The sequence below is a fragment of the Tunturiibacter gelidiferens genome, from assembly GCF_014201335.1.
In the GTDB taxonomy this organism is placed as follows: domain Bacteria; phylum Acidobacteriota; class Terriglobia; order Terriglobales; family Acidobacteriaceae; genus Edaphobacter; species Edaphobacter lichenicola_E.
Window position 1 is genome coordinate 217,395 of sequence record NZ_JACHEB010000010.1, and the last position, 21,288, is coordinate 238,682.

Here is a 21,288-nt window from a genome sequence, read left to right on the forward strand (position 1 = left end):
GGACTTTGAATCGAAATCCATGCGCAGGAACAGGGCCACACGCAGCGCGACTAACTATTTCGTCAGCGGTCTCTGCATTCTCGCGACGATTCTAGTCATCCTTCCCTTGCTCGCAATTCTCTTCTACCTGATCTACAAAGGCGCGAGTTCGCTGAATCTTGCCTTCTTCACCCACGTTCCAGCGCCTGTTGGCGAGACGGGTGGAGGCATGGCGAACTCGATTGTCGGGTCGGGCATCATCCTCTTTCTTGCCAGCCTCATGGGTATTCCCATAGGCATCGCGGCCGGTGTATATCTAGCAGAGTTTGGCCGCGGCAAGACGTTAGCCAATGCGGTCCGCTTCACTGCCGATGTGTTGAATGGTGTCCCGTCGATCGTGATGGGCATCTCAATCTATTCGCTAATCGTTGTTCAGCAGAAACATTTCTCCGCTCTGGCCGGAGGCGTCGCCCTGGCCGTCATGATGGTGCCCACCATTACGCGAACCACCGAAGAGATGCTGGCTACGGTGCCGCACGCTATTCGAGAGGCAGCTCTTGGTCTCGGTGTTCCCAAGTGGCGGACGGCGATCTCGGTCAGCCTGCGCACGGCTTCGCCTGGCATCATCACCGGATGCATGTTGGCATTCGCCCGCGTAGCCGGAGAGACCGCACCGCTTCTCTTCACCGCTTTTGGAAATCAGTTCTGGAGTTTCAACCTCAGCCAACCGATCGCAGCCCTGCCTCTGCAGATCTATGTTTATGCTATCTCTCCCTACGACGAGTGGCATCGTTTGGCGTGGGCTGGTTCGCTTGTTCTTATCGTTTTAATCATGGTCTCGGTCACGCTCGTCCGCATCTTTGCCAACCGCGGCGCACTCAAGGGAGGAAGCTAGTGGGAGTCGGCATTTTAGTTGAGGATTTGAACGCGTGGTACGGTACGACGCACACCCTGCAGGACATCAACCTGCACATTCCCGCGAACCACGCCACCGCGCTCATCGGTCCCTCCGGGTGTGGCAAATCCACCTTTGTCCGCTGCCTCAACCGCATGCACGAGACCAACCCCATCGCCCGAGCTACCGGCGTAGTCAAAATGGGCGAGATCGATATCTACAACGACGCCTCCCCTGTTGAAATTCGTCGTCGCGTCGGCATGGTCTTCCAGCGTCCCAACCCCTTCCCGACCATGTCCATCTACGACAACGTCGTCAGCGGCCTCAAGCTTAACGGCTTCCGCAACCGGCGCATACTCGACGAGACGGTCGAGCGTTCGCTCAAACAGGCCGCGCTTTGGGAAGAGGTCAAGGACGATCTAAAGAAGAAATCTGGCGCTTCTCTTTCAGGCGGCCAACAGCAGCGCATGTGCATTGCCCGCGCACTCGCCGTCGATCCGGAGGTCTTGTTGATGGACGAACCAGCCTCCGCGCTGGACCCTGTCTCAACCTCCAAGATCGAAGATCTGATCTTTCAGCTCAAGAGCCAATACACCATCGTCATCGTGACGCACAACATGCAGCAAGCCGCCCGAGTCGCCGAGAACACGGGTTTCTTTCTCAACGGCAAGATGGTAGAGTTCGACTCCACCCACAAGATCTTTACGAATCCGCGGGACAAGCGAACGGAAGACTACATCACCGGGAGGTTTGGCTGATGCGCGTCAAGTTTCATCAGAGCCTTGACGAGTTGAAGGAGAAGTTGCTCGTCATGGCTGGGATGGCCGAGCAGGCGATCCAGCGCTCCATCGAAGCCTACAGAACACGCGATCTGTCGATTTGCGAGCTTGTCTTCCGCGCCGAACCCTCCATCAACCGTCTGGAACGCGAGATCGACCAGATGGCGCTTGACCTCCTTGCCATGGAACAACCCATGGCCATCGACCTTCGCTTTATTCTTTCAGTGATCCGCATCAACGCCGATCTCGAAAGAGTAGGAGATCAGGCGGTCAACATCGCCGTGCGCGTACGCGAGATGGGCGCCTTCGCGAACATCGATCTTCCAGTCGATATTCCAAAGCTTGCCTCTCTCTCTTCCGCGATGGTGCGCAAGTCTCTCCAGGCTTTCATTGAAGGCGATGCCGAACTGGCTGAGTCGGTCCTGCGACTCGACGATGAGGTCGATGAGATGAATGATTCTGCGTTCTACGCACTTAGCACTCTCATCAAGGAAAAGCCTGAGCTGACTCCGCAATCGCTCAACGCACTTATCATCGCGCGCAACCTGGAACGCGTCGGCGATCATGCCACTAACATTGCAGAAGATGTAATCTTCTGGGTTCGCGGCGCGGACGTTCGTCACAGCAATAATGCGCTCTAAAGAACGATCCCTCAGTCTGATTCAGGAGTCCACCAAACGAGCTTTGGCAACATCGGATAATACAAACCCACCCGCAGCTTTCCACTCGTTACCCGATCTTTCATCATTCGGGCATAAACCTTCATCTGGTCCGTGTACTTTGCTCGTTCTTCCACAAGAAACTCATCGGCTCGTTCGCGCCCATGCGTTGCTGTTTTGTAGTCGATGATCCAGAGATAGTCAGTTCCGGGCTCCATCGGTTTGGACCCACCATGAAACACCCGATCCAGTCGGACGCTGCTGCGAGTATCTCTCCACGCGGTTAGCGCAAGTTCGTTCGACGCCTGAGCGTGCTGGCTCAGTACCCATCGTCCCTCTTCGTCTTGCAACATGTTGGTGAGCGCCGTCTTTACCCGTCGCGCAAGCCGCTCGATGACCACCGGCTGAAGTCCTTCTCCTCGGAGCAAGGCTACAATTCGCGGCGTCCATGATTCCACTTCGCGCAGTAAGGCCTCAAGATTTATTTCCTCTACCAGTCTCTTTGCTATCGCCTCTAAGAATGCATGGACTGCGGTGCCAAAAGCACGCGCTTCGAAGGAGCCCTCGGGCCTCTCAAAATGTGCAGCCCCTGGTGTATCTGTGTCCTCGCCGTAGAAGAGTTTCTGTCCAATTGAAAATCGTGACTCCGGCTTGAATTCGATCGGGAGGCGCTGGAGAATTGCAGATCGCACAGCCTCATCAACGCTGGCCGCAATGTCGCCGACGAACCCCTCATCTTCTTCCGGCAACGGAAACATCATGGGCAACTGATTGACGTTCTTCGAGGCAGGGACGTCCGTAAAGTGCCGTTCTGCCGCGGGCCAGGCGGTAGCCAGCAGACTCCCATAAGGACGATTGATCTCGCCATTCGCCTTCGTTTTGGGAGACGCGAATAAGTGCAGTTCCTCGCGCGCCCGAGTGCACGCGACATAGAAGAGTCTCTTTCTCTCAGCGGCCTCCTTTGCCTTGTCCATGCTCTTCAACCAATCGTTCAACGCCCTTGAGCCTTCGCCGCGACCCACAATCGGCGCCAGCATGATATGCGCAGCCTCGACATCTCCGAAATCAATCTCACTCCAGTTCAGCAGTTTTTCGCGATTCGCCGGATCTTTCTTCTGCAACCCTGGGACCATTACGACGTCCCATTCGAGACCCTTAGACTTATGGACCGTCATCAGATCGACTGCCCAACCGCTGGCTGGTGGTTGGGCGTAGAGTTTATCGAGCCGCCGCTTCAGTAAATTTACTTCAATCGTTCCGGCCTCCTCTTCCACTTCATCCAGAAGCTGTAAATACCTTCGTGCATTGCTCAGTTCCACAGGTTTCAGAGACGCGTCGCCGCCTAATGATCGCCATGTCTTCTCCACCCATTGAGCGGTGCTGATCCCCGAACGATTCTCCTCCGCCGCCTGCAACACGGGCCACACGCGCATCAGTCTCGCGCAACTCTGTTCACTCAGCAGATCTTTTCGCTCTGCGATTGCGTCTCCAATGCATCGCTCAGACCAGATGGGATCATCCGCGCCCGCCAGCAGGTGCAGATCCGCCCGTCCAAGACCGCACCACGGAGCATGCAGTACCGCGAGCCACGCTATGCGATCGGCGGGGTGCATCAGCGCTCTGGTCAATGCAAAAAGATCAAGAACCTCTTGCCTCTCGCCCAGGGCCTCGATATCCACTGCACGAAACGGTATCGCTCCTTTCGAGTCGTTCTTCAGTTCAGTCACGATATCGATAAGCAGATTGCGACTTCGCACCAGCACCGCCAGCTTCCATGGTTCATTCCGACCCTCAGGAAGTGGCCTGGCGCGCCAATCTTCGACAATGGCTCGCACCTGTTGAGCCTCGCGCTTTGCCTGCCGACTTTTTGCTTTTTTTGCCGCCTCCGTCGACACTGCCGAGGCGAGCACGCGCGGATGCCACACGAGATTCAGCGAGCCACTCTGCGAAGGTCCACGCACAGCCTTTGCCTCAACGTACGGCACTTCGTCGGGATTCTCCGTACTCACGGTCCGGGGAAACAGCAGCGAGAGATCGTCATTGAATGCTTCAACAAGATTCCTTTGCGAGCGGAAGTTTGCCGTCAACTGTAATCTGCTCAGTGGCAAGTCTCCTAGAAACTCCGTCTGCATTGTTGTCACAAATCGCTCGACACGCGCCTGCCTGAAGAGATATATGGATTGTTTTGGATCGCCCACGAGAAACACCGTCTGACTGTGACCATCCCACCTTTGCGTGAGCAATTGAATCAACTCATACTGGCTGGTGGACGTGTCCTGCATCTCATCCACAAGAAGATGCTGAAGCTTCATTCCCCAAGCTTTGTTCAAATCAGAGACGGCGCCGTCCCTTCGCAGCGCCACTCGCGCCAGAAGCCCAAGCTCGGCGAAATCACACTCTCCACGGCGTGCGAAGATTAGCTGCAATTCAACCAACGCTCTATTCAAAACACGAAAGAGCGCCTTCGCAACGGCCCACTGCTCTTGGGGATACTTCGCCGGCGGAAGGTCCTTTACACGTTTTATCGCTTCAAGCACATCGTCGCGGAGCCACAGCTGCTGCACTAGAAGCCTCAATTGCTGGGCATGATGTCTCTCAATGTTGAATCCGAGATGATTGCGCGTCGCAGCTGCCCTCCACTTGGACTCCTTCGTCGCGAGCAGATGTATCAACGCTCGCCAGTGTTCGAGATGTTTGGCAGTCTCTTGCGGCGCGGTATGCAGGCCTGTACATAGCGCGATCGGAGAGGGATCGCCCTTATAGCCCTCCGCGTGCCCCATTTCGCCAGCAAGCGAGGCCAACTCCTTCAGAATGCCTGGCGGAAAGATCAGCGACAGGCGCGTCAGCCCGGCACAGATGGCCCGCTCCAGAGCAAGTTCAAGCCTGGGCAACACCATTTCATCCAGAAAAGCATCGTCCAGTTGCTGTCTTCCCAACGGAACCAACTCTCCCCACTGGTTGCGTGCCGGCAGCATCTCCATCAACAGCCGCTCACAGTCGCGCAGACTCCCATCGCGATGCAGCAACACGGTGCGCAGCGCTGCATCCAGCTCCGCATCGTTTCCGCCGAGTTGCATCAACGTCTCTCTCGCTGCTTCGCGATACATCAACGTAGGATCTTCTACCGGAGTCTGCCGCCCGCCACCGCCTGAGAGGACCGGCAACAATCGCGCCACCTCTCCACACACGGAATCGATCGTGCGGATATTCAATCTGCGTGGTTGTTGTAGCAACTCCCAGCCGAGGGAAGCACTGCGGCGGAGCACCGCTTCTGCAAGCGCACGTGTCTCACGATCAAAGGCGGAATCGCTCTTCACAGGTTCGTGCCGGGAAGCACTCACCAGGTAAGAGATTACGCGCTCCCTCATCTCGGCTGTTGCTTTGACGGTGAACGTAATTGCCAAAACCTGACTAGGATCTTCGACACTCTCATCGGCGAGCAACTTTAGGTAGCGTTGGATGAGGAGACCAGTTTTACCTGATCCAGCGGGCGCCTCTACGATCCATGATCGTCGGATATCGAGCGCTCGCTCTCGCGCTCGCCAGTCTGGTGGTCGTTTGCTGCTCGTCGTTTCTGGAAGAGAATTAGCTTCTGAGATGTCAAACAAATCACCCACGGCTGACCTCTGCCGATGAGCTTTCGTCCTGTTCATCGTCTTCTTCGAGCAACGACACGTCGAGCCGACAGAGGAGTCTTTGTTCGCAGTGAGAGCAGCTACCCGGATACGTCTTCGGCTGCACACGGGCATCGCCGGAAGAGAACTCTTCCGCCAGTGCTACCAGCACCTCTCTCCACCGTTCTATTTGAGCTTCGAGTGTGGGCGCCTCTCTAAGCTTGCTTGCTTTGGTGAGCACACCGTCACATGTTGCGTATCCCTTAAGACCGCGGCCGTCTCCCGCCCGCACCAAACCGAACGCGACACCCTGTAATCGATGTTCCTCCGTGAGAATTGCATATAGCGGAAGCTGCGGAGTATCGGGTCGCGACGTCAACCAGTCATTTGGCGAAGCAGGACCCGTCTTGTAGTCGATCAGAACTTCACCACCTTCTACTACGTCTACGCGATCCAGACGCACATTCAGGCGTAGCGGTCCCACGCGGACGTCATCAAGTTTTTTCTCGCTGAGCTTGACCTCGAAGGGGAGTTCCCGCTCCAACTCCAGTTCCAACCATCCTGACAGAAGTTTGCGCAGCCTCTTTCGCTGCACGTCTATATAGGCCTCATCCCAATCGGTCGCAATTGCCTCTGCCGTTTTCTTTAGAGCTTGAGCGATGCACCACTCCAATACTTCGTCACGTTCCTGAGTGTTCATCGATCGCAAAGCATCCTGCGTTTTGACCTCGTTCCAGAAGTGCTCAAGCGCATGGTGGACTACAGTACCGCTTACTCTCGCATCCATACCAGGTTCGATCGACTCGACCTCCGTCGACCACAGTCGGTATTCCGCGAAAGCACGAAAACCGCACGCTGCCTGGAGTTCCAGAACTCTTGCCCCGCCACGAAGAACCTTGTCCGGGAGCGCCTGAACCACAGCGGAGTCCGTAACCTCTTCAAGGTCGACGATTGTTCGCGGCGGCTCATACTCTACAAAATCCACTGCGCTAAACGCTTCCAGCTCGAGCGCGGCCAGCAACGGTGAAGGCCGCTGGCCGCCCTCCGGAGACTCTTTCGCGTAGCTGAATGCGACTGTACCGGCGCTTGCAGCAATTCGGTCCGTGATCCTTCGCGCGTGTTCATTGTCCAGGGTCACACTGGTTCCAGGCATCTCTAATTCGCGTTGCAGATGCCAGGGCAGCAGGGAATTGGTGGTTGTTGCCATTGGCCAGGTAAGTTCGCCGGCGCGCAGGAACCAAACCGCGTCAAATGTGCTTCCTGCGGCTTCGAGCGGACCCATCACTTGCACTGGAGCCCCTCGCGACTCCGGCGCAAACATAGTCTGGCGGGCAATTCTCTCCAGCGTGGAAAGTGCTGCTGCAAACTCGACCGGGACGCCATCAAAATCGAGCGTTGGGAGTTCATCAAGCGCACTCTCCCACTTGCGCCGCGTTTGAAACGCGGTGCTGGTCTCTCTGCGCCCGGAGCACCATTCCGATGCGATGAGAAGATCCCGCATCTGTTCTGCCCATTCAGCGTGCGTCCTTGCATTGAGACCTTGCAAGCGGTTCGCAAGACGCAGCGTTGCTCGTAGGGTGCCAAGCAATCGAGATAGCTTTTGTCGGCGCTTCGATCGTTCCATCATCTCGACTAGCCCAGACAGTGATATCTCCGGTCGCAGCATTCGCGCTTTGCGAAGTTCAAAGGCATCGAACTCAGCGCGCGCACCTCTTTCCTCGCCAGTCATCGCGAAGCAGGGCGACAACAACAACGCACTCACTCGATCCAGAGGTAGTGGTTCAATGGACCAGCGCAGGAGATCGAAGGCGGCGGCAACCAGAGGGATCTCTGCCAGAGCGACGCCAATTGAAAACTCGTACGGTCCAGTCTGACTATCGGTGCAGATGTCTTCCAGCTCTGGTGCCAGAACTTCGCGAAATACCCGGTCGATTTCTCTCCGCTCATTCTCAAGCGCAGGCACAATCACCGCGACGGTCGCGTCGGCATTCTCTTCGAGAAATCTCCGCACCCATCGCGCAGCAAGGAACAACTCCTGATGCTCTTCCTCGGCTTCCACGAGCACGCTCCTCTGAGTGGAAACGGCTAGCCGAAGATCCTCAACCTGTACTGCCGCCGACTGCAGGGCATCCATCAGCCGTCTTTGGGATGGGATCAAATGATCGAACCCGACCAATACAATTTTCTTTGGAGTTAATTGGAAGAATCCAGTTCCTGCGACGTTTTTCTCACACACCCCGCGTAGTTTGTCTTCTAACTGGGCCTGCACGACAAACCGTTCGGCCTGGCATACTCGCTCGAAGGTGCGCGCCCATCGTTGAAACGATCGCGTGTCCGAACCTCCGATCGCTCCTCGGAGCCTCGATTGACCGTCGTATTGGGAGAGTTTGCGCCACGCCTCCGCCGCCATGACGGCCAGCGAATCGACACTTCGCAGACTTGCCAGTTCATCGTCAGCCTCGAGAATTGTCCTCCACACGACGTGTTCCTGCGACCGGTTCAAAATCATCTCAGAGACATGACCCTCAACCAGGAGTCGATGCCACAGACTTGCAATCCATGCGTCCCAGGAAATGACCGCCGCCGGCGCCCAGCTCGAGAGCCCCAACTCACGATTGCGCCGATCCCATCCCCGCCCCAGACTCCGTGCAGCTCGCTGGTTGCTCGTTACAACGACCGCGCCCTGATCTAACGCCTCAACAATTCCGCCTGGCAGCAACCGACGACCATCCATCCTTCGGTTATACGCCCACCATCGCAGGAAAAGCAGACCATAGAATCAGTCTGCGATTGGTCGGGTTCGCTGCGCAAAAAGACTCATCGCCAGCAACCCCAGAGCTGCCGCAAAGGGCAGAGCCAACGCCAACTGCAACGATCCGGTTCTCGTAGAGACCACCCCCATCATCCACGGTAGCGCAGCCGCCCCCAGCCCGGAGACTGCCACTACAATTCCAGCCTGTCGAGCTGTCGGCCTTTCTGCGATCAGCAGCGCAAAGGTAGCAGGAAAAAACGGCGCCAGACTGAACCCGAGAAGCACAGCAAAGGCGGCGATCGTCACGGAAGAATGCGCCGTCGCCAACGCCACCGTGAAAACAGAGGCTAGCACCAAACTCCCACGTTGCGCGGTTTTCTCACCCACGCGGAGCATAACTGCCGAAGCACCCAGACGGCCGACGGTCAGCGCCATCCAAAGGAGAAGCGTCGTATACTCGCTCACCGCCAGTGTCTTATCGCCGTATCGCAATGCGAAGGTGGTCAGCCAGCCACTCAGGCAAGTCTCGAATCCGCCATAAAGCACGAGCAATCCAGCGAAATAAAGATATACTCGCCTACTCAGAGCAGCCGGCAGCCCAGCTTCTGCAGACGCGGCGGCATCAGGGTCTTCATTATCTGAAGCCTCTCCTCGCATCTGTACCCATAACACCAATACGCCGATCACAAACAGTCCCGCGAACCCCCTGAGCACTCCCGTTAACGTGAAGCGCGGCAACAGCCACGCAGCCAGAAGCGCAGACAACATGGCTCCCAGGCTGAACGAAAAGTTAAGCAGCGACAGCGCGGATCCACGATGAGAGGTAAATCTGCGACCCGCCAGTATGTTCACCGAAGTAATGATCTGTCCCAGACCAAATCCACCTACGAACAAACCCACGGATCCCAGGCTCATCGAAGGAGCAACAGCAAATCCACCGAAGCCCACAGCACCCGCCACCAACCCGACAAGAAGACTTCTTCTTAGTTTCTTCGACACCGTCACTCCGCCGAGAAACGCACCACAGAACTTTGCTGTCATCAGCAGGCCGCTTTGCGAATCCAGCATCTCCCATTGCTTTGCCAGCAGGGGAAGGATGGGTCCCAGCAATGCGGTCCCAAGGCCAGCCAGCATCAACCCAAAGTGCATCAGCCCCAGAGAGGGTGACTGCATCTTTCTTCGCTCCATCAATCGACCCCTGTGTAATCTCGCGTTTCAGCCATTATCATTGACCCAGGAGTCTGCCCGTGTCTCGCAAGCCTGTATTTGTTCTCGCCTTCTTTGCTCTTCTCGCCGGCTGCCGTCAAAACACTCCGCCTACTGTCTCCAAACAAGCTTCCGCCGCGCAGACCTTCACCATTCGCGGCAAAGTCGTCTCTACAGATGCCGCACACGTCACACTCGACGGCGAAGATGTCCCTGGCTTTATGGAAGCGATGACGATGGACTACAAACTCGCAGATCCCAGCGTCGTCAGCGAACTTCACCCAGGCGATCGCATCACCGCTAAGGTCCTTGCAAACAAGGAGGGCGACAATTACGGAGATGTTCGTCTCGATGATATCGTCGTCATTTCGCAGGCACGCCCCGACTACAAGCCTCCAGTCTCCTACCACGTCCCCACAGCAGGCGATGTTGTCCCCGACTTCAAACTCCTAAACCAGAGCGACCGCACAATCCATCTGAACCAATTTAAAGGCAAGATCATTCTGATGACGTTCATCTACACTCGTTGCCAGCTCGCGGATTTTTGCCCCCGCATGAGCCACAACTTTGCCGACATCGACAAGGCGCTCGCCGCCGACCCCGCCCTCTATAAGCAAACCCACCTCATCAGCGTCAGCTTCGACCCCACCTATGACACACCCAAGGTTCTTCGCAGCTATGGTGGCGCCTACACCGGTAACTATACCAATGAAAGATTTCTTCATTGGGACTTCGCTGCTCCTGCAGAAAAAGAGTTGCCTGCTATGACACAATTTTTTAACGTAGGCGTCACTCCGGGCGACAGCAAATCTCTAACTCACTCACTCTCAACTGTTCTGATAGGCAAAGACGGAAAGATTGTTGATTGGTATCCCACAAATGAATGGAAGCCGGAAGAGATAGTGGCTGCAATCAAGAAGAGCGCGGCTTAGTCTTCCAGACAACATGGAGCCAAAAAGGTTCATCTGACTATCTGTGTGCAAGACGCACGGAGGTAGTTCACATGAAACTCAATCGACTTGCAGTTCCAATACTTGCCATCTCACTTGCAACTCCAGGTTTCGTAATTGCTCAGTCCTATGCGTCGCCAGCGCCAGGTTATGGACAGGCCGGTGGCTGGGACACTCCGCCACAGGAGTTCAAGGATATCCAGCGTCAGGGTTATCACGATGGCATTGAAGGAGCACGTAAGGATTTCGACAATCATCGCCGGCCCGACGTAAACAATCGCGACGAGTACCGTCACCCGCACGTAGAAAGCAGCGCGCGTGCAGACTATCGCGATGGCTTCCGGCGCGGCTACGACACCGCAATGCAGCACCTGATGAACGGTCCGCGATAAGAAGGCAGGTTACATGATCAGAATACCCAGCCACTCAGGCTGGGTATTTTTTGCCCGCTTACCGGTGCAACTTTGTAGACGCCCGTCCTCCCCCTTCAAGTATCCTGATAGTGCGACTATCAAGGAGTTTCACCTCATGGCAAAACTCACCATCGGCTTCGGCGTCTTGCTTATTCTGCTTGGCATCACCGGTTACGTCACCACAGGCAGCGCTCATCCCACGGCACTGATTCCCGCCGGCATCGGTCTCTTTTTTGTTCTGTTCGGCGTAATGGCTAACAGCGAAAACTCAAAAAAACGCATGCTCTGGATGCACATTTCCGTCACGGTCGCTTTGCTCGTATTTTTGGGGATGATCCCCTCGGCGATCGACACGCTGAAACTTTCCCGTGGTGCTTCGTTTCCGCACCCTATTGCTGTCGAAGAGAAGGGAGCGCTCTGTCTCCTCAGCCTGATTTATGTATTGTTCTGTGTTCGCTCCTTCATCTCTGCTCGCCGCGCTCGACTTGTGTAGTGGCCTCCCAAGCGTAAACTCAATTTAGCTATGTCCTCTTCCTTTGGTCCATCCAGCTTTGGCGGCGGTATGAAGGCCGTAGACCGTACTTCCCGCGGTACTAGCAGAGCTACGACAGCTGACCTCACAGCCTCGCGTCCGAAGCCAAAGCTGACCAAGGTCATGCCGGAGGTGTGGAAGCTGGTCAAGCCGCGCCGGTGGCTTCTTGCCGGCAGCTTTTTATTGATGCTCGTCAACCGCCTCTGCAGCTTTGCCCTGCCGGTCTCCTCGCGTTACCTGATCAACAACGTGATGTACAAGCATCAGTTGAATCTGCTTCCGTGGATTATCGCCATCGTCGCCACTGCCACTTTTCTTCAGGGAGTTTCTTCCTACACACTCACACAGTTGCTTTCCACTGCCGGCCAAAGGCTCATTTCAGAGCTGCGAACCCGGGTTCAACGACACATCGGTCGCCTTCCCGTAGCTTTCTACGACGAAAACCGAACGGGCACGCTCGTCGCCCGCATCATGACCGATGTCGAAGGCGTCCGCAATCTGGTTGGGACCGGGCTGCTGGAATTTGCCGGCGGCATTGTGACCGCGATCATTGCTTTCTGCATCCTGATCCGCATCAGCGGACGCATGACGCTACTCACGGTCTGTATTCTGCTCGTCTTCGGTCTCATCCTGCAGAAAGCCTTCAAGACGATCCGTCCGATCTTCCGCGAACGCTCGAAGATCAACGCAGAGGTCACAGGCCGTCTCACCGAATCGCTGGGCGGCGTACGTGTCGTCAAGGGCTACCACGCCGAAGATAGTGAAGCCCGCGTCTTTGCTCGCGGCGTCGAACGTCTGCTTAAGAACGTAATCAGCTCGATCACTGCTCAGTCTCTGATGACTCTCTCCTCCACGATGGTGTTGGGAGTGGTCGGAGGTCTGATCATGTACCTGGGCGCCAAAGAGATCGCTGCTCATCGTTTGGATGTCGGTGGCTACGTGGAGTACACCATGCTGCTCGCCTTCATGGTAGCGCCCATCGTGCAACTTGTTAACATCGGGACCCAACTCACCGAAGCCCTTGCAGGCCTTGACCGCACCACTGAAATTCTGAACGAGAGCGAAGAGGACAGTGAGCCAAATCGTACGGTCGTCATCGGGCCGATACACGGCGATGTCGCGTTTCAAAATGTGACCTTTGCATACGAAGTCGACAAACCCGTCCTCCACGGCATCAGCTTCGAGTCGAAACCGGGAACGGTCACTGCACTGGTTGGCTCCTCCGGCTCAGGCAAGTCCACCATCATCTCCCTCATCTGCGGCTTTCACACGGCTGTCGGCGGCGAGGTCCTCATCGATGGCATCGATCTCGGTACGATCTGCCTCAGCAGCTACCGTCAGCAGCTTGGAGTCGTCTTGCAGGAGACCTTCCTCTTCGACGGCAGCATCCGCGAAAACATTCTCTTCAGCCGCCCACAGGCCACAGAGGAGCAGCTGATGGAGGCCAGCCGCATCGCCCGCGTCGACGAGTTCGCCGAGCGCTTCCCAGAGAAATACGACACTGTCGTTGGCGAACGCGGCGTCAAGCTCTCCGGCGGGCAACGCCAGCGCATCTCTATCGCCCGCGCCATCCTCGCGGATCCACGCATCCTCATCCTCGATGAAGCCACCAGTTCGCTCGACTCGGAATCCGAGGCGCTCATCCAGAGCGGGCTCAACTTCTTGATGGAGGGTCGCACGACCTTCGTGATCGCGCACCGTCTCTCCACCATCCGGCGTGCAGACCAGATCCTCGTGATCGAGCAGGGAAGGATTCTCGAACGCGGCACTCACGACTCGCTCTACAAACTACAAGGCCGCTACTACGACCTTTACACTCGGCAACACGGTCTCGAAACCAACCTCTTCCTCGCGCCAGGTGAAGGTGACAAGATTGAAGAGGCTGTATCAGCCGACTCTTAGTGCGACCACGCAGTACTACCCAAACGACACAAGATCAAACGGCCGGAGAGACAGTGGAAGCTACTAAAGTCGCCATGAACGTGCAGGAGCAGTTTGGCCAGATTGATATCTATGTTTTCGACCAGATTCTGAGAGGAAACATTACCAGTGGAATGCGCGTGCTCGACGCAGGCTGCGGATACGGTCGGAATCTGGTGCATCTCCTACGTGTGGGTTGCGAGATCTTCGCGGTAGACGCAAATGCAGAGGGCGTTGAGCAGGTACGAGCGCTTGCCGCTCAACTAGCACCAGATCTGCCTTCAAATAACTTTCGCGTCGGGCAGCTGGATGAAATCGACTTCCCATATAACTTTGCAGATGTAGTCATCTGTAGCTCCGTGCTGCATTTCGCGCGGGATGACGCCCATTTCCTCGCAATCATCGCAGAACTTTGGCGTGTTCTCCGACCGGGCGGGCTACTATTCTGCCGACTGGGTTCGCGTATCGGGATGGAGTTCGAGCGGTTGCGAGGAAATGTCTTCCGGATTAACGATGGGTCGGAGTGGTTCTTGGTCGACGAGGCGATGTTGATGCGATTGACGGATCAACTGAACGCCGTGATGGTGGACCCATTGAAGACAACAATCGTGCAGGACTACCGGTGCATGACGACGTGGGTTCTGCGCAAGCGCGGAACTCGTGGTGGCGGACAAGCTGGCGTCTAGTTAGCCACTCCAAGCTGCGTTAGCAAAAACGCATAGTCGAACGCAATCTCCTTTAGATAGTCATATCGTCCCGAAGCACCGCCGTGTCCTGCATCCATGTTGATGTGCAGCAGCAGCGGAGTGTCATTGGTCTTCAACGTACGCAATCTCGCGACATACTTTGCCGGCTCCCAATACATCACCTGGGAATCGTTTAGGCTCGTCTTCACCAGCATCGCCGGATAGTGTCCCGCCTTTAAATTGTCGTACGGCGAATAGGACCGCATGTAAGCGAACGCCTCTGCTTCATTCGGGTTTCCCCACTCCTCATACTCAGCCACGGTAAGGGGCAGACTGGCATCGAGCATTGTGTTCATCACGTCTACAAATGGAACGTGCGAGAGAACCACCCGAAATAAATCCGGCCGCTCGTTGACCACCGCACCCATCAGCAAGCCGCCCGCACTCCCTCCCTCAATCGCAACCCGATCCTTAGCTCCATAGCCTTTTGTGACCAGCTGCTCTGCCACGGCGATAAAGTCACTAAAGGTGTTGCGCTTGACCAGCATCTTGCCAGCGTCGTGCCAGGAATCTCCCATCTCGCCACCACCACGAATATGCGCGTATGCGATCACCACACCTCGATCCAGCAGCGACAAACGCGAAGAACTGAAACCGATCGGCAGGGGATAGCCATACGAACCGTAGCCGTACACATAAACAGGATTCGTCGAGTCTCGCTTAAATAAATCACGGCGATACACGACCGAAGCCGGAATCTTCACGCCATCGGATGCTTCAACCCACACTCGCTCGGAAGCGTAACGCGTCGAATCGAACCCGCCCGGAACCTCCTGCTGCTTCAAAAGCTCCGAGGTGCCCGATTGCACGTCGTATTCGTAAATCGATGCTGGCGAAACCAGGGACTGATAGCTGTATCGAAGCCGCTTCGTTGCAAACTCCGGATTCATATTGGTCCCGGCAGAATAAACTGGCTCCGGAAACTCAATCTCTCTCGAGCGTCCTAGCTCCCTCGCCACTCCGAATTCGACAATTGTGAGAGTGGGGAGACCAAGCCTTCGCCTCGAACAGACACAAAAGGAGTCGAAGACGTCGAAGTCCTCAAGCGGAGCGTCCACGTCCAATGGAATCAGCTCCTCCCAGGAATCACGACCCGGCGTCTCCACTTTGGTCGTAACCACGCGAAAGTTCTTTCCCACGTCGTTCGTCCGGATGTAGAACAAGCCGCCGCGATGATCGACCGAGTATTCCTGCTCATCAACTCGCGGCGCGATCATCTGAAACTCCCCTTCAGGAGTCCTCGCGGAGAGGTACCGGCATTCGCTGGTCGTATGGCTACCCGCTTCCATCAGCACGTACTCGTTGTCACGAGTCTTGCCGACTCCAAGATTGAAGCGTTCGTCCTTCTCCTCGTAGATCATCACGTCGTTCGCAACAGAGTCGCCCAGACGATGACGGAAGAGGTGGTCATGCCGCTTTGTTACCTCATCCTCAGTTGTATAGAAGAGTGTTTGCGAGTCTGCAGCCCAGGCAACCGATCCTACCCGTTCTGCCGTGTCCGGTAAGTCCACACCGGTCTCCAGATCGCGAATATGTAACGTGTACTGACGAAATCCCGTGTTGTCGGTTGAGTAAGCCAGCTTCGTATCGTCCATGCTCACCGACATTGCGCCCAATGCCATAAAGGGCTGACCAACCGCGAGCTGATTTACATCCAATACAATCTCTTCGGGCTGCGATGGGTCGAACTTAGCCCCCGTCGCCCGTCTCCGGCAGTGGATCGGATATTGGCTTCCTTCCACCGTGCGCACATAGTAGAACCATCCTCGCTGCCGATAGGGAACTGACTCATCAGTCTCCTTGATATGCGAGAGCATCTCGGCATAGAGCTTGGCCTGAAGCTGCTCGGTCCCCGCCATTACGGAGAGCGTATAGGCATTCTCCGCCTCGAGATGAGTCAGCACCTCGGGGGAGGACTTATCCCTCATCCAGCGGTAGTTATCTTCGAGCGTGTGTCCATGCAGCGTGGTGGGCGTCGGTTCCTGGCGAGCGTGCGGTGGCTGGATAGTGCTTTGCGTCATTAATCGGAGCTCCATTGACAGGATACAGCGTCGTCCATGGATCGAAAGGCAACCATAAACTCCCTATGAACACCCAACTAGAGGTATGCCCTTGGCGGAAAGTTACATCAGAACCGTCAACAACGGGAGCGCTCCCATGAAACCTGATACTGCTTACAACTTGATTCCTCGAACCCTGGTTCTCGCCGCAGTATTCTTCGCTCCCACAATTCTTTTGGCTCAGCCTGACCTCATGGCGCAGGGGGCCTCGCAGACGCAGCCCAACCAACCACAGCAGACGCCCGCCTCCGCTACCGCGATCCAGGACTCCGCGACAAACGCCGGAGACGTCGGCCAAACAATGAAAGATAAGATCTTCCTCCGCAAGGCTGCGCAGGGAGGTATGGCCGAGGTCAAGCTTGGCCAACTCGCCGCTCAGAAGGGAAGCGGCGACGATGTAAGAGCCTTCGGCCAAAAGATGGTAGACGACCACACAAAACTGAACAATGAGATGGCTCCCATCGCCGACTCCATGGGCGTCAGGCTACCGAAGGATTTGAACAAGGAAGACCAGGCGGAGTACGACAAACTCAACTCACTTTCCGGGAATAACTTTGATATGGAATACCTGTCTTTCATGGTGAAAGACCATCACAAGGACCTTCGCGAGTTTCGCCAGGAGGCCGCAAGCACCATAGACCCAACCCTGCAGACCGCAGTCGCGAACGCAACCAAGGTCATACATGAGCACACGATGATGGTCGATAAACTCGCCCGCGAGAAAGGCATCCCCGTACCGCAACCCGGTAGTGTGCCGCCCCCCGCCCCGACCTTATAAGCCTCGTTTTGCTGATCTAAGCGCCAAGGGTAAGCTCTTACGTTTTGCTGTCTTGTAAATCGTTAGGGCGTAGAATGACCATCGATGAACTATCTTTCGCGATGGCTTGCTATTGTCCTTCTGACGTTCGCGCCGTCGCTCGTAGTGACAGCGGAGTCGGTAAACACGCTGCCGGCGCCTACCGGCTACATCAACGATTTCGCCGGCGTTCTATCCCCCTCGACCAAATACAGCCTCGAAAATCTCTGCACACAGGTAGATCGACAAGCCCACGCTCAAATCGCGGTCGTTACCATCAAAACTCTCGACAACGACCAGTCGATCGAAGAGTTTGCCACCGCGCTTGAAGACAAATGGAAGGTTGGCCCAAAGGGGACTGATCGCGGCGTCTTGATGGTGCTCGTCATGACTCCCAGGCGCGGTCGCATCGAGGTTGGCTACGGCCTCGAGGGCATCCTCAATGACGCGAAGGTTGGCGACATCGGCCGTTCGATGGTTCCAGCCGCCGAGCAGGGGGATTACAACACGGCTATTCCGCTCGGTGTCACGCAGATTGCCCGAATTATCGCGGCGGACGCAGGAGTCACCCTTAACCTCGCCCCACCGGTCCGCCAATACCAACAACATCAACAGCAGCAGCCCGTACAGCTAACGTTCACCGAGCTCCTTATCGGTGGCGGCGCTGTTCTGCTGATACTCTTCTTTCTCGTCAAGACCGGCAACACCGGCCTGATCTTCTTCCTGCTGGGAAATCTGATGGGAGGCGGCGGAGGGGGTGGTTTTGGTGGCGGCCGAGGACGCGATGACGACCGTGGAGGCGGAGGTTTTGGCGGCTTTGGCGGCGGCAGTTCAGGAGGCGGCGGAGCCAGCGGGGACTTTTAATGACCCAAATCTAGGCCAAATTACTGCAAAGAAACGCAAAGAAAGCCGGTTCCAGTGATAAAGTACAGCCGGAGACGCCATCTCTCGGTAGTATCGAAATTCAGACGAAGGGAAATTGAGGAAACATGAAATCTTTATGGGTTGTGCTTGGTGTTGTAGCTCTCCTCATCGTCGTTCTGCTCTTTATTGGAGGCAGCTACATCGGCGCGAAGAACACGCTGGTGCAGAAGAATGAGGCAGTCAATCAGGCGTTTTCACAGGTCGATGTTCAGCAACAGCGTCGTCTCGACCTCATCCCCAATTTAGTCGCTTCGGTGAAAGGGTACGTCTCCGAAGAATCAACTATTTTGACCAACATTGCCAATGCCCGCGCCGGAGTTCTTGCCGCAGGCGGCGATCACGCCAGCAATATCAACGCCAACGCCAAACTGGACGTAGCTCTCGGACCATTCTTCCGTCTGCAGGAGCAGTATCCAAACCTCAAAGGCAACGAGCAATTCAACCGGTTGACAGATGAGCTCTCCGGCACTGAAAACCGAATCTCCGTCGCACGTCAGCGATACAACAAGACGCTTGAGGATTACAATGTTTACGTTCGGCAGTTCCCTCAAAGCATCTGGGCCAATATCGCGGGCTTTCATTACCGCGACGAGTACTTCAAGGGAAACCCCGAAAACAATGTGGCGCCGAAGGTCGACTTCTCGAAGTAGCGAAGCGAACTGACTTGGCCCAACAAAAAAGCCGTCGCACTTAGCGACGGCTTTTTTATGGAAGAATCGTGACTATTTGGTGAACGAAGAGATCGCCGTCGCTTCATCGTCTTTAACATCGAAGACGGTGTAGAGCTTGGTGATCTGCAGCAGGTCGTGTACTTTCTTGGTGAGGTTCAACAGCTTGAGCTCGCCGCCGCTGTTCTTGACGGTGGTGAAGGCGCTGACCAGCTCGCCGATGCCCGAGCTGTCGATGTAGCTGATGTCGCCCAGGTTGAGCAAAATCTTATTGGAACCTTTGGCCAGAACATCGCGCACGGCGTCGCGGATCGTCACGCTGCCTTCGCCTAGGGTAATGCGGCCGCTGAGATCCAGAATGGTGATTCCATCCACCTGGCGAGTTTTTACTTTCATGCTCATGTCTAGTGTTCTCCTTAGGTCCCCGACTGCGCGGGTGTTCGATGCTTGATAAGAGTCAGTTCTGTGCCCGGATGTAACTGGCGAAAGTTTACCTCATCCATGAAAGCCTTGATAAGAAAGATACCTCGCCCGGAGCCGCGGAGGATATTTTCCGGGGCGAGGGGGTCCGGAATCTTTTCTGGATCGAGCCCGGGGCCCTGGTCTGAAATACGGATGATCAGCGAGTCTGACGTCGTCTCAAACGACGCTATCACATGCTTGTTAGTGTCGTACGAGTTGCCGTGCAGCACCGCGTTGACCGCGGCCTCGCGCACGGCCATGGCGATGTGTGGAACGGTGTCTTCGTCAAAGCCAGCACGCTGCGCGCATTGCTCAGCGGTCTGCTCAATCTTGTTAACACTGTCGAGAGACGAATCCAGGGTGAAGCTGACACGGCTTGTCGTTGAATCGGCCAAAGCAGTCCTTGCAGTGCTGGTATGCCAGTCGTCAACGTCAGACAACAGCGATGATGGCAGTTTGCTTGTGGATTTCTCGAATGTCAAGGTGGTGTCTCTTTTCTTCCGTGGATTTCGGTCCCTTAATGGCCCAAAAAGTTGACCAGACCGGCTCGTTCCGCCAACCTATCGGCAGCAAGGTGGGCTAACATGCGACTAAAGGCTAAGTTTTTGGAATCTAACCCGTAACTCGTTATGACAAAGCATGCTAATCAAAGGACGAGTGTCTCGGCCCTCTTGGGCTCAGCCGTTGCAGACGCGCAGGGGGGCACCCTTGGCCATGTGCGTGAGTTCGCCGTGGCCCCCTCCGTCGACGCCGCTCACATTCACGGCATCGTCCTCAGACTGGCTTCGGCCCCGCGCGGCAAACGACCGTCCCTGGTCCTGATCTCCCAGCTCCAGCTAAGCCCTGGTGGCGACATGCAGCTCCGTGAAGACGAGCAACCCACTCCACTTCAAGAGGATGACGACTACCTTCTGCTGGAGCGCGACCTGCTGGACCAGCAGATTATCGACGTACACGGGCACAAGGTTGTCCGCGTCAACGACGTCGATCTCGTATGGGAGAACTGTCAGGAAGACACTCCCGATCTCACTCTGCGCATCGCCGAGGTGGAGGTCGGGATGCGCGGGGCTGTCCGCCGCCTTCTGAAGGGCCTCCCCGCGACTTCGATCGACCGCATCGCCTCCCGCTTCGGCGCCAGTGTCATCCCCTGGGACTTCGTTGACCTCATCGAACGCGATCCAGCCCGCCGCGTCAAGCTGAAGATCGAGCAGGATCGCCTCTCGAAGATGCACCCCTCCGACATCGCTGACATTCTCGAGGAACTGGCTCCCGCAGAGCGCCACGCCCTTTTTATCTCGCTCGACGAGGAGGTTGCTGCCGAGGCCCTCGAAGAGGTCAAGCCGAAGATGCAGCAGTCCCTCATCGAATCCCTCGACTCCGGGCAGATCGCCGGCATCGTCGAAGAGATGGATCCAGGCGCCGCCGCTGACCTGCTCTCTGAAATGACCGATGAGCGCTCCGAGGCGATTCTCGAAGAGATGAACCCCGAGGAGCGCCAGGACGTCGAAGACCTGCTTGAGTTCTCCGGCGACTCCGCTGCAGGCCGCATGACAACTGAGTATCTTGCCTTACCCTCCACAGCTCTCGTCGATCGGGCAATCGATTCGTTGCGAGAGTATGAAGGCGATATAGAAAACATCACCGACGTTTTTCTGCTCGACGAAGAGGAAAAGGTCATTGCGGTAGTTCCCATCGTTCAGTTACTTCTGGCTGCGGCTGGTACTCCATTGGCCGATCTGCCCCGAGGCCACCTTGTCACCTGCAACGTCGACGCAAACGGACGAAAGGTCGCCGAGCTCTTCGACAAATACAATCTGCGGTCACTGCCGGTGATCGATCACGAGAAACAACTCGCCGGGGTCATCCACGCCGAACAGATAATTGCTCTTTTGAGGGCGAGCCGCTAGAACAGACATCAGGAAAACGAAAGGGA

The 21,288-nt window shown here is 56.2% G+C and carries 18 protein-coding genes; 12 read left to right on the forward strand and 6 right to left on the reverse strand.

Annotation, left to right across the window (positions count from 1 at the left end; translation table 11 throughout):
• The first annotated feature begins 19 nt into the window (after positions 1-19).
• From pstA to phoU, 3 genes are read left to right on the forward strand one after another with little or no spacing between them, the layout of a single operon-like run.
• Positions 20-874, forward strand: coding sequence for a phosphate ABC transporter permease PstA (gene pstA / locus HDF14_RS19660; RefSeq protein ID WP_260698417.1), 855 nt, complete (start codon positions 20-22; stop codon positions 872-874).
• A complete protein-coding gene (gene pstB / locus HDF14_RS19665) occupies positions 874-1,632 on the forward strand; it encodes a phosphate ABC transporter ATP-binding protein PstB (RefSeq protein ID WP_183980058.1) in 759 nt (252 codons plus the stop codon). Before pstA ends, pstB begins: the two co-directional genes overlap by 1 nt.
• Positions 1,632-2,294 carry a phosphate signaling complex protein PhoU gene (gene phoU, locus HDF14_RS19670; RefSeq protein ID WP_183980060.1) on the forward strand — a complete coding sequence of 221 codons (663 nt, stop codon included), beginning with the start codon at positions 1,632-1,634 and terminating at the stop codon, positions 2,292-2,294. The genes pstB and phoU overlap by 1 nt, the downstream gene beginning before the upstream one ends.
• 11 nt (positions 2,295-2,305) lie before the next feature.
• Here phoU and HDF14_RS19675 read toward each other — a convergent pair whose 3' ends face one another.
• Genes HDF14_RS19675 through HDF14_RS19685 form a run of 3 tightly spaced genes read right to left on the reverse strand, consistent with a single transcriptional unit; the run spans position 2,306 to position 9,851 of the window.
• Positions 2,306-5,965: a UvrD-helicase domain-containing protein gene (locus tag HDF14_RS19675; protein WP_183980062.1), complete on the reverse strand. Its 3,660-nt coding sequence runs from the start codon at positions 5,963-5,965 to the stop codon at positions 2,306-2,308.
• A complete protein-coding gene (locus tag HDF14_RS19680; protein WP_183980065.1) occupies positions 5,922-8,660 on the reverse strand; it encodes a PD-(D/E)XK nuclease family protein in 2,739 nt (912 codons plus the stop codon). Before HDF14_RS19680 ends, HDF14_RS19675 begins: the two co-directional genes overlap by 44 nt.
• A gap of 45 nt (positions 8,661-8,705) precedes the next feature.
• A complete protein-coding gene (locus HDF14_RS19685; RefSeq protein WP_260698418.1) occupies positions 8,706-9,851 on the reverse strand; it encodes an MFS transporter in 1,146 nt (381 codons plus the stop codon).
• Between the two features lie 74 nt (positions 9,852-9,925).
• On the opposite strand from HDF14_RS19685, the gene HDF14_RS19690 reads away from it, so the two are divergent.
• The 5 genes from HDF14_RS19690 (at position 9,926) to HDF14_RS19710 (ending at position 14,385) form a co-directional block, all read left to right on the forward strand.
• On the forward strand, positions 9,926-10,816 hold the full coding sequence (locus HDF14_RS19690; RefSeq protein ID WP_183980067.1) for an SCO family protein: 891 nt from the start codon (positions 9,926-9,928) through the stop codon (positions 10,814-10,816).
• A 71-nt stretch (positions 10,817-10,887) separates the two neighbouring features.
• Entirely contained in the window at positions 10,888-11,226 is a 339-nt protein-coding gene (locus tag HDF14_RS19695; protein WP_183980069.1) for a hypothetical protein, read from the forward strand.
• Positions 11,227-11,362: 136 nt separating this feature from the next.
• Entirely contained in the window at positions 11,363-11,740 is a 378-nt protein-coding gene (locus HDF14_RS19700; RefSeq protein ID WP_183980071.1) for a hypothetical protein, read from the forward strand.
• A 30-nt stretch (positions 11,741-11,770) separates the two neighbouring features.
• Positions 11,771-13,681: an ABC transporter ATP-binding protein gene (locus HDF14_RS19705; protein ID WP_183980073.1), complete on the forward strand. Its 1,911-nt coding sequence runs from the start codon at positions 11,771-11,773 to the stop codon at positions 13,679-13,681.
• Positions 13,682-13,734: 53 nt separating this feature from the next.
• Entirely contained in the window at positions 13,735-14,385 is a 651-nt protein-coding gene (locus tag HDF14_RS19710; protein ID WP_313899641.1) for a class I SAM-dependent methyltransferase, read from the forward strand.
• Here HDF14_RS19710 and HDF14_RS19715 read toward each other — a convergent pair.
• Positions 14,382-16,466: a S9 family peptidase gene (locus tag HDF14_RS19715; RefSeq protein WP_183980075.1), complete on the reverse strand. Its 2,085-nt coding sequence runs from the start codon at positions 16,464-16,466 to the stop codon at positions 14,382-14,384. The genes HDF14_RS19710 and HDF14_RS19715 overlap by 4 nt on opposite strands.
• A 136-nt stretch (positions 16,467-16,602) precedes the next feature.
• Between HDF14_RS19715 and HDF14_RS19720 the strand changes: the two genes are divergently transcribed.
• The 3 genes from HDF14_RS19720 to HDF14_RS19730 all read left to right on the forward strand — a co-directional run bounded on the left by HDF14_RS19720 (position 16,603) and on the right by HDF14_RS19730 (position 18,875).
• Positions 16,603-17,283 (forward strand): DUF4142 domain-containing protein, encoded by a 681-nt coding sequence (locus tag HDF14_RS19720; protein WP_183980077.1) that lies wholly within the window; start codon positions 16,603-16,605, stop codon positions 17,281-17,283.
• Between the two features lie 84 nt (positions 17,284-17,367).
• Positions 17,368-18,165, forward strand: a complete 798-nt coding sequence (locus HDF14_RS19725; RefSeq protein WP_183980079.1) for a TPM domain-containing protein — start codon at positions 17,368-17,370, stop codon at positions 18,163-18,165.
• Between the two features lie 125 nt (positions 18,166-18,290).
• Positions 18,291-18,875 carry a LemA family protein gene (locus tag HDF14_RS19730; RefSeq protein ID WP_183980081.1) on the forward strand — a complete coding sequence of 195 codons (585 nt, stop codon included), beginning with the start codon at positions 18,291-18,293 and terminating at the stop codon, positions 18,873-18,875.
• 72 nt (positions 18,876-18,947) lie between these two features.
• On the opposite strand, the gene HDF14_RS19735 is transcribed toward HDF14_RS19730, so the two are convergent.
• Together HDF14_RS19735 and HDF14_RS19740 are read right to left on the reverse strand one after the other, a co-directional pair.
• A complete protein-coding gene (locus HDF14_RS19735) occupies positions 18,948-19,295 on the reverse strand; it encodes an STAS domain-containing protein (protein ID WP_158945525.1) in 348 nt (115 codons plus the stop codon).
• A gap of 14 nt (positions 19,296-19,309) precedes the next feature.
• Complete coding sequence (locus HDF14_RS19740) at positions 19,310-19,837, reverse strand: ATP-binding protein (protein WP_313899642.1); 528 nt, start codon at positions 19,835-19,837, stop codon at positions 19,310-19,312.
• Between the two features lie 189 nt (positions 19,838-20,026).
• Here HDF14_RS19740 and HDF14_RS19745 point away from each other — a divergent pair, with 189 nt between their 5' ends.
• Positions 20,027-21,262, forward strand: coding sequence for a magnesium transporter MgtE N-terminal domain-containing protein (locus tag HDF14_RS19745; protein WP_313899643.1), 1,236 nt, complete (start codon positions 20,027-20,029; stop codon positions 21,260-21,262).
• Positions 21,263-21,288: the final 26 nt, after the last annotated feature.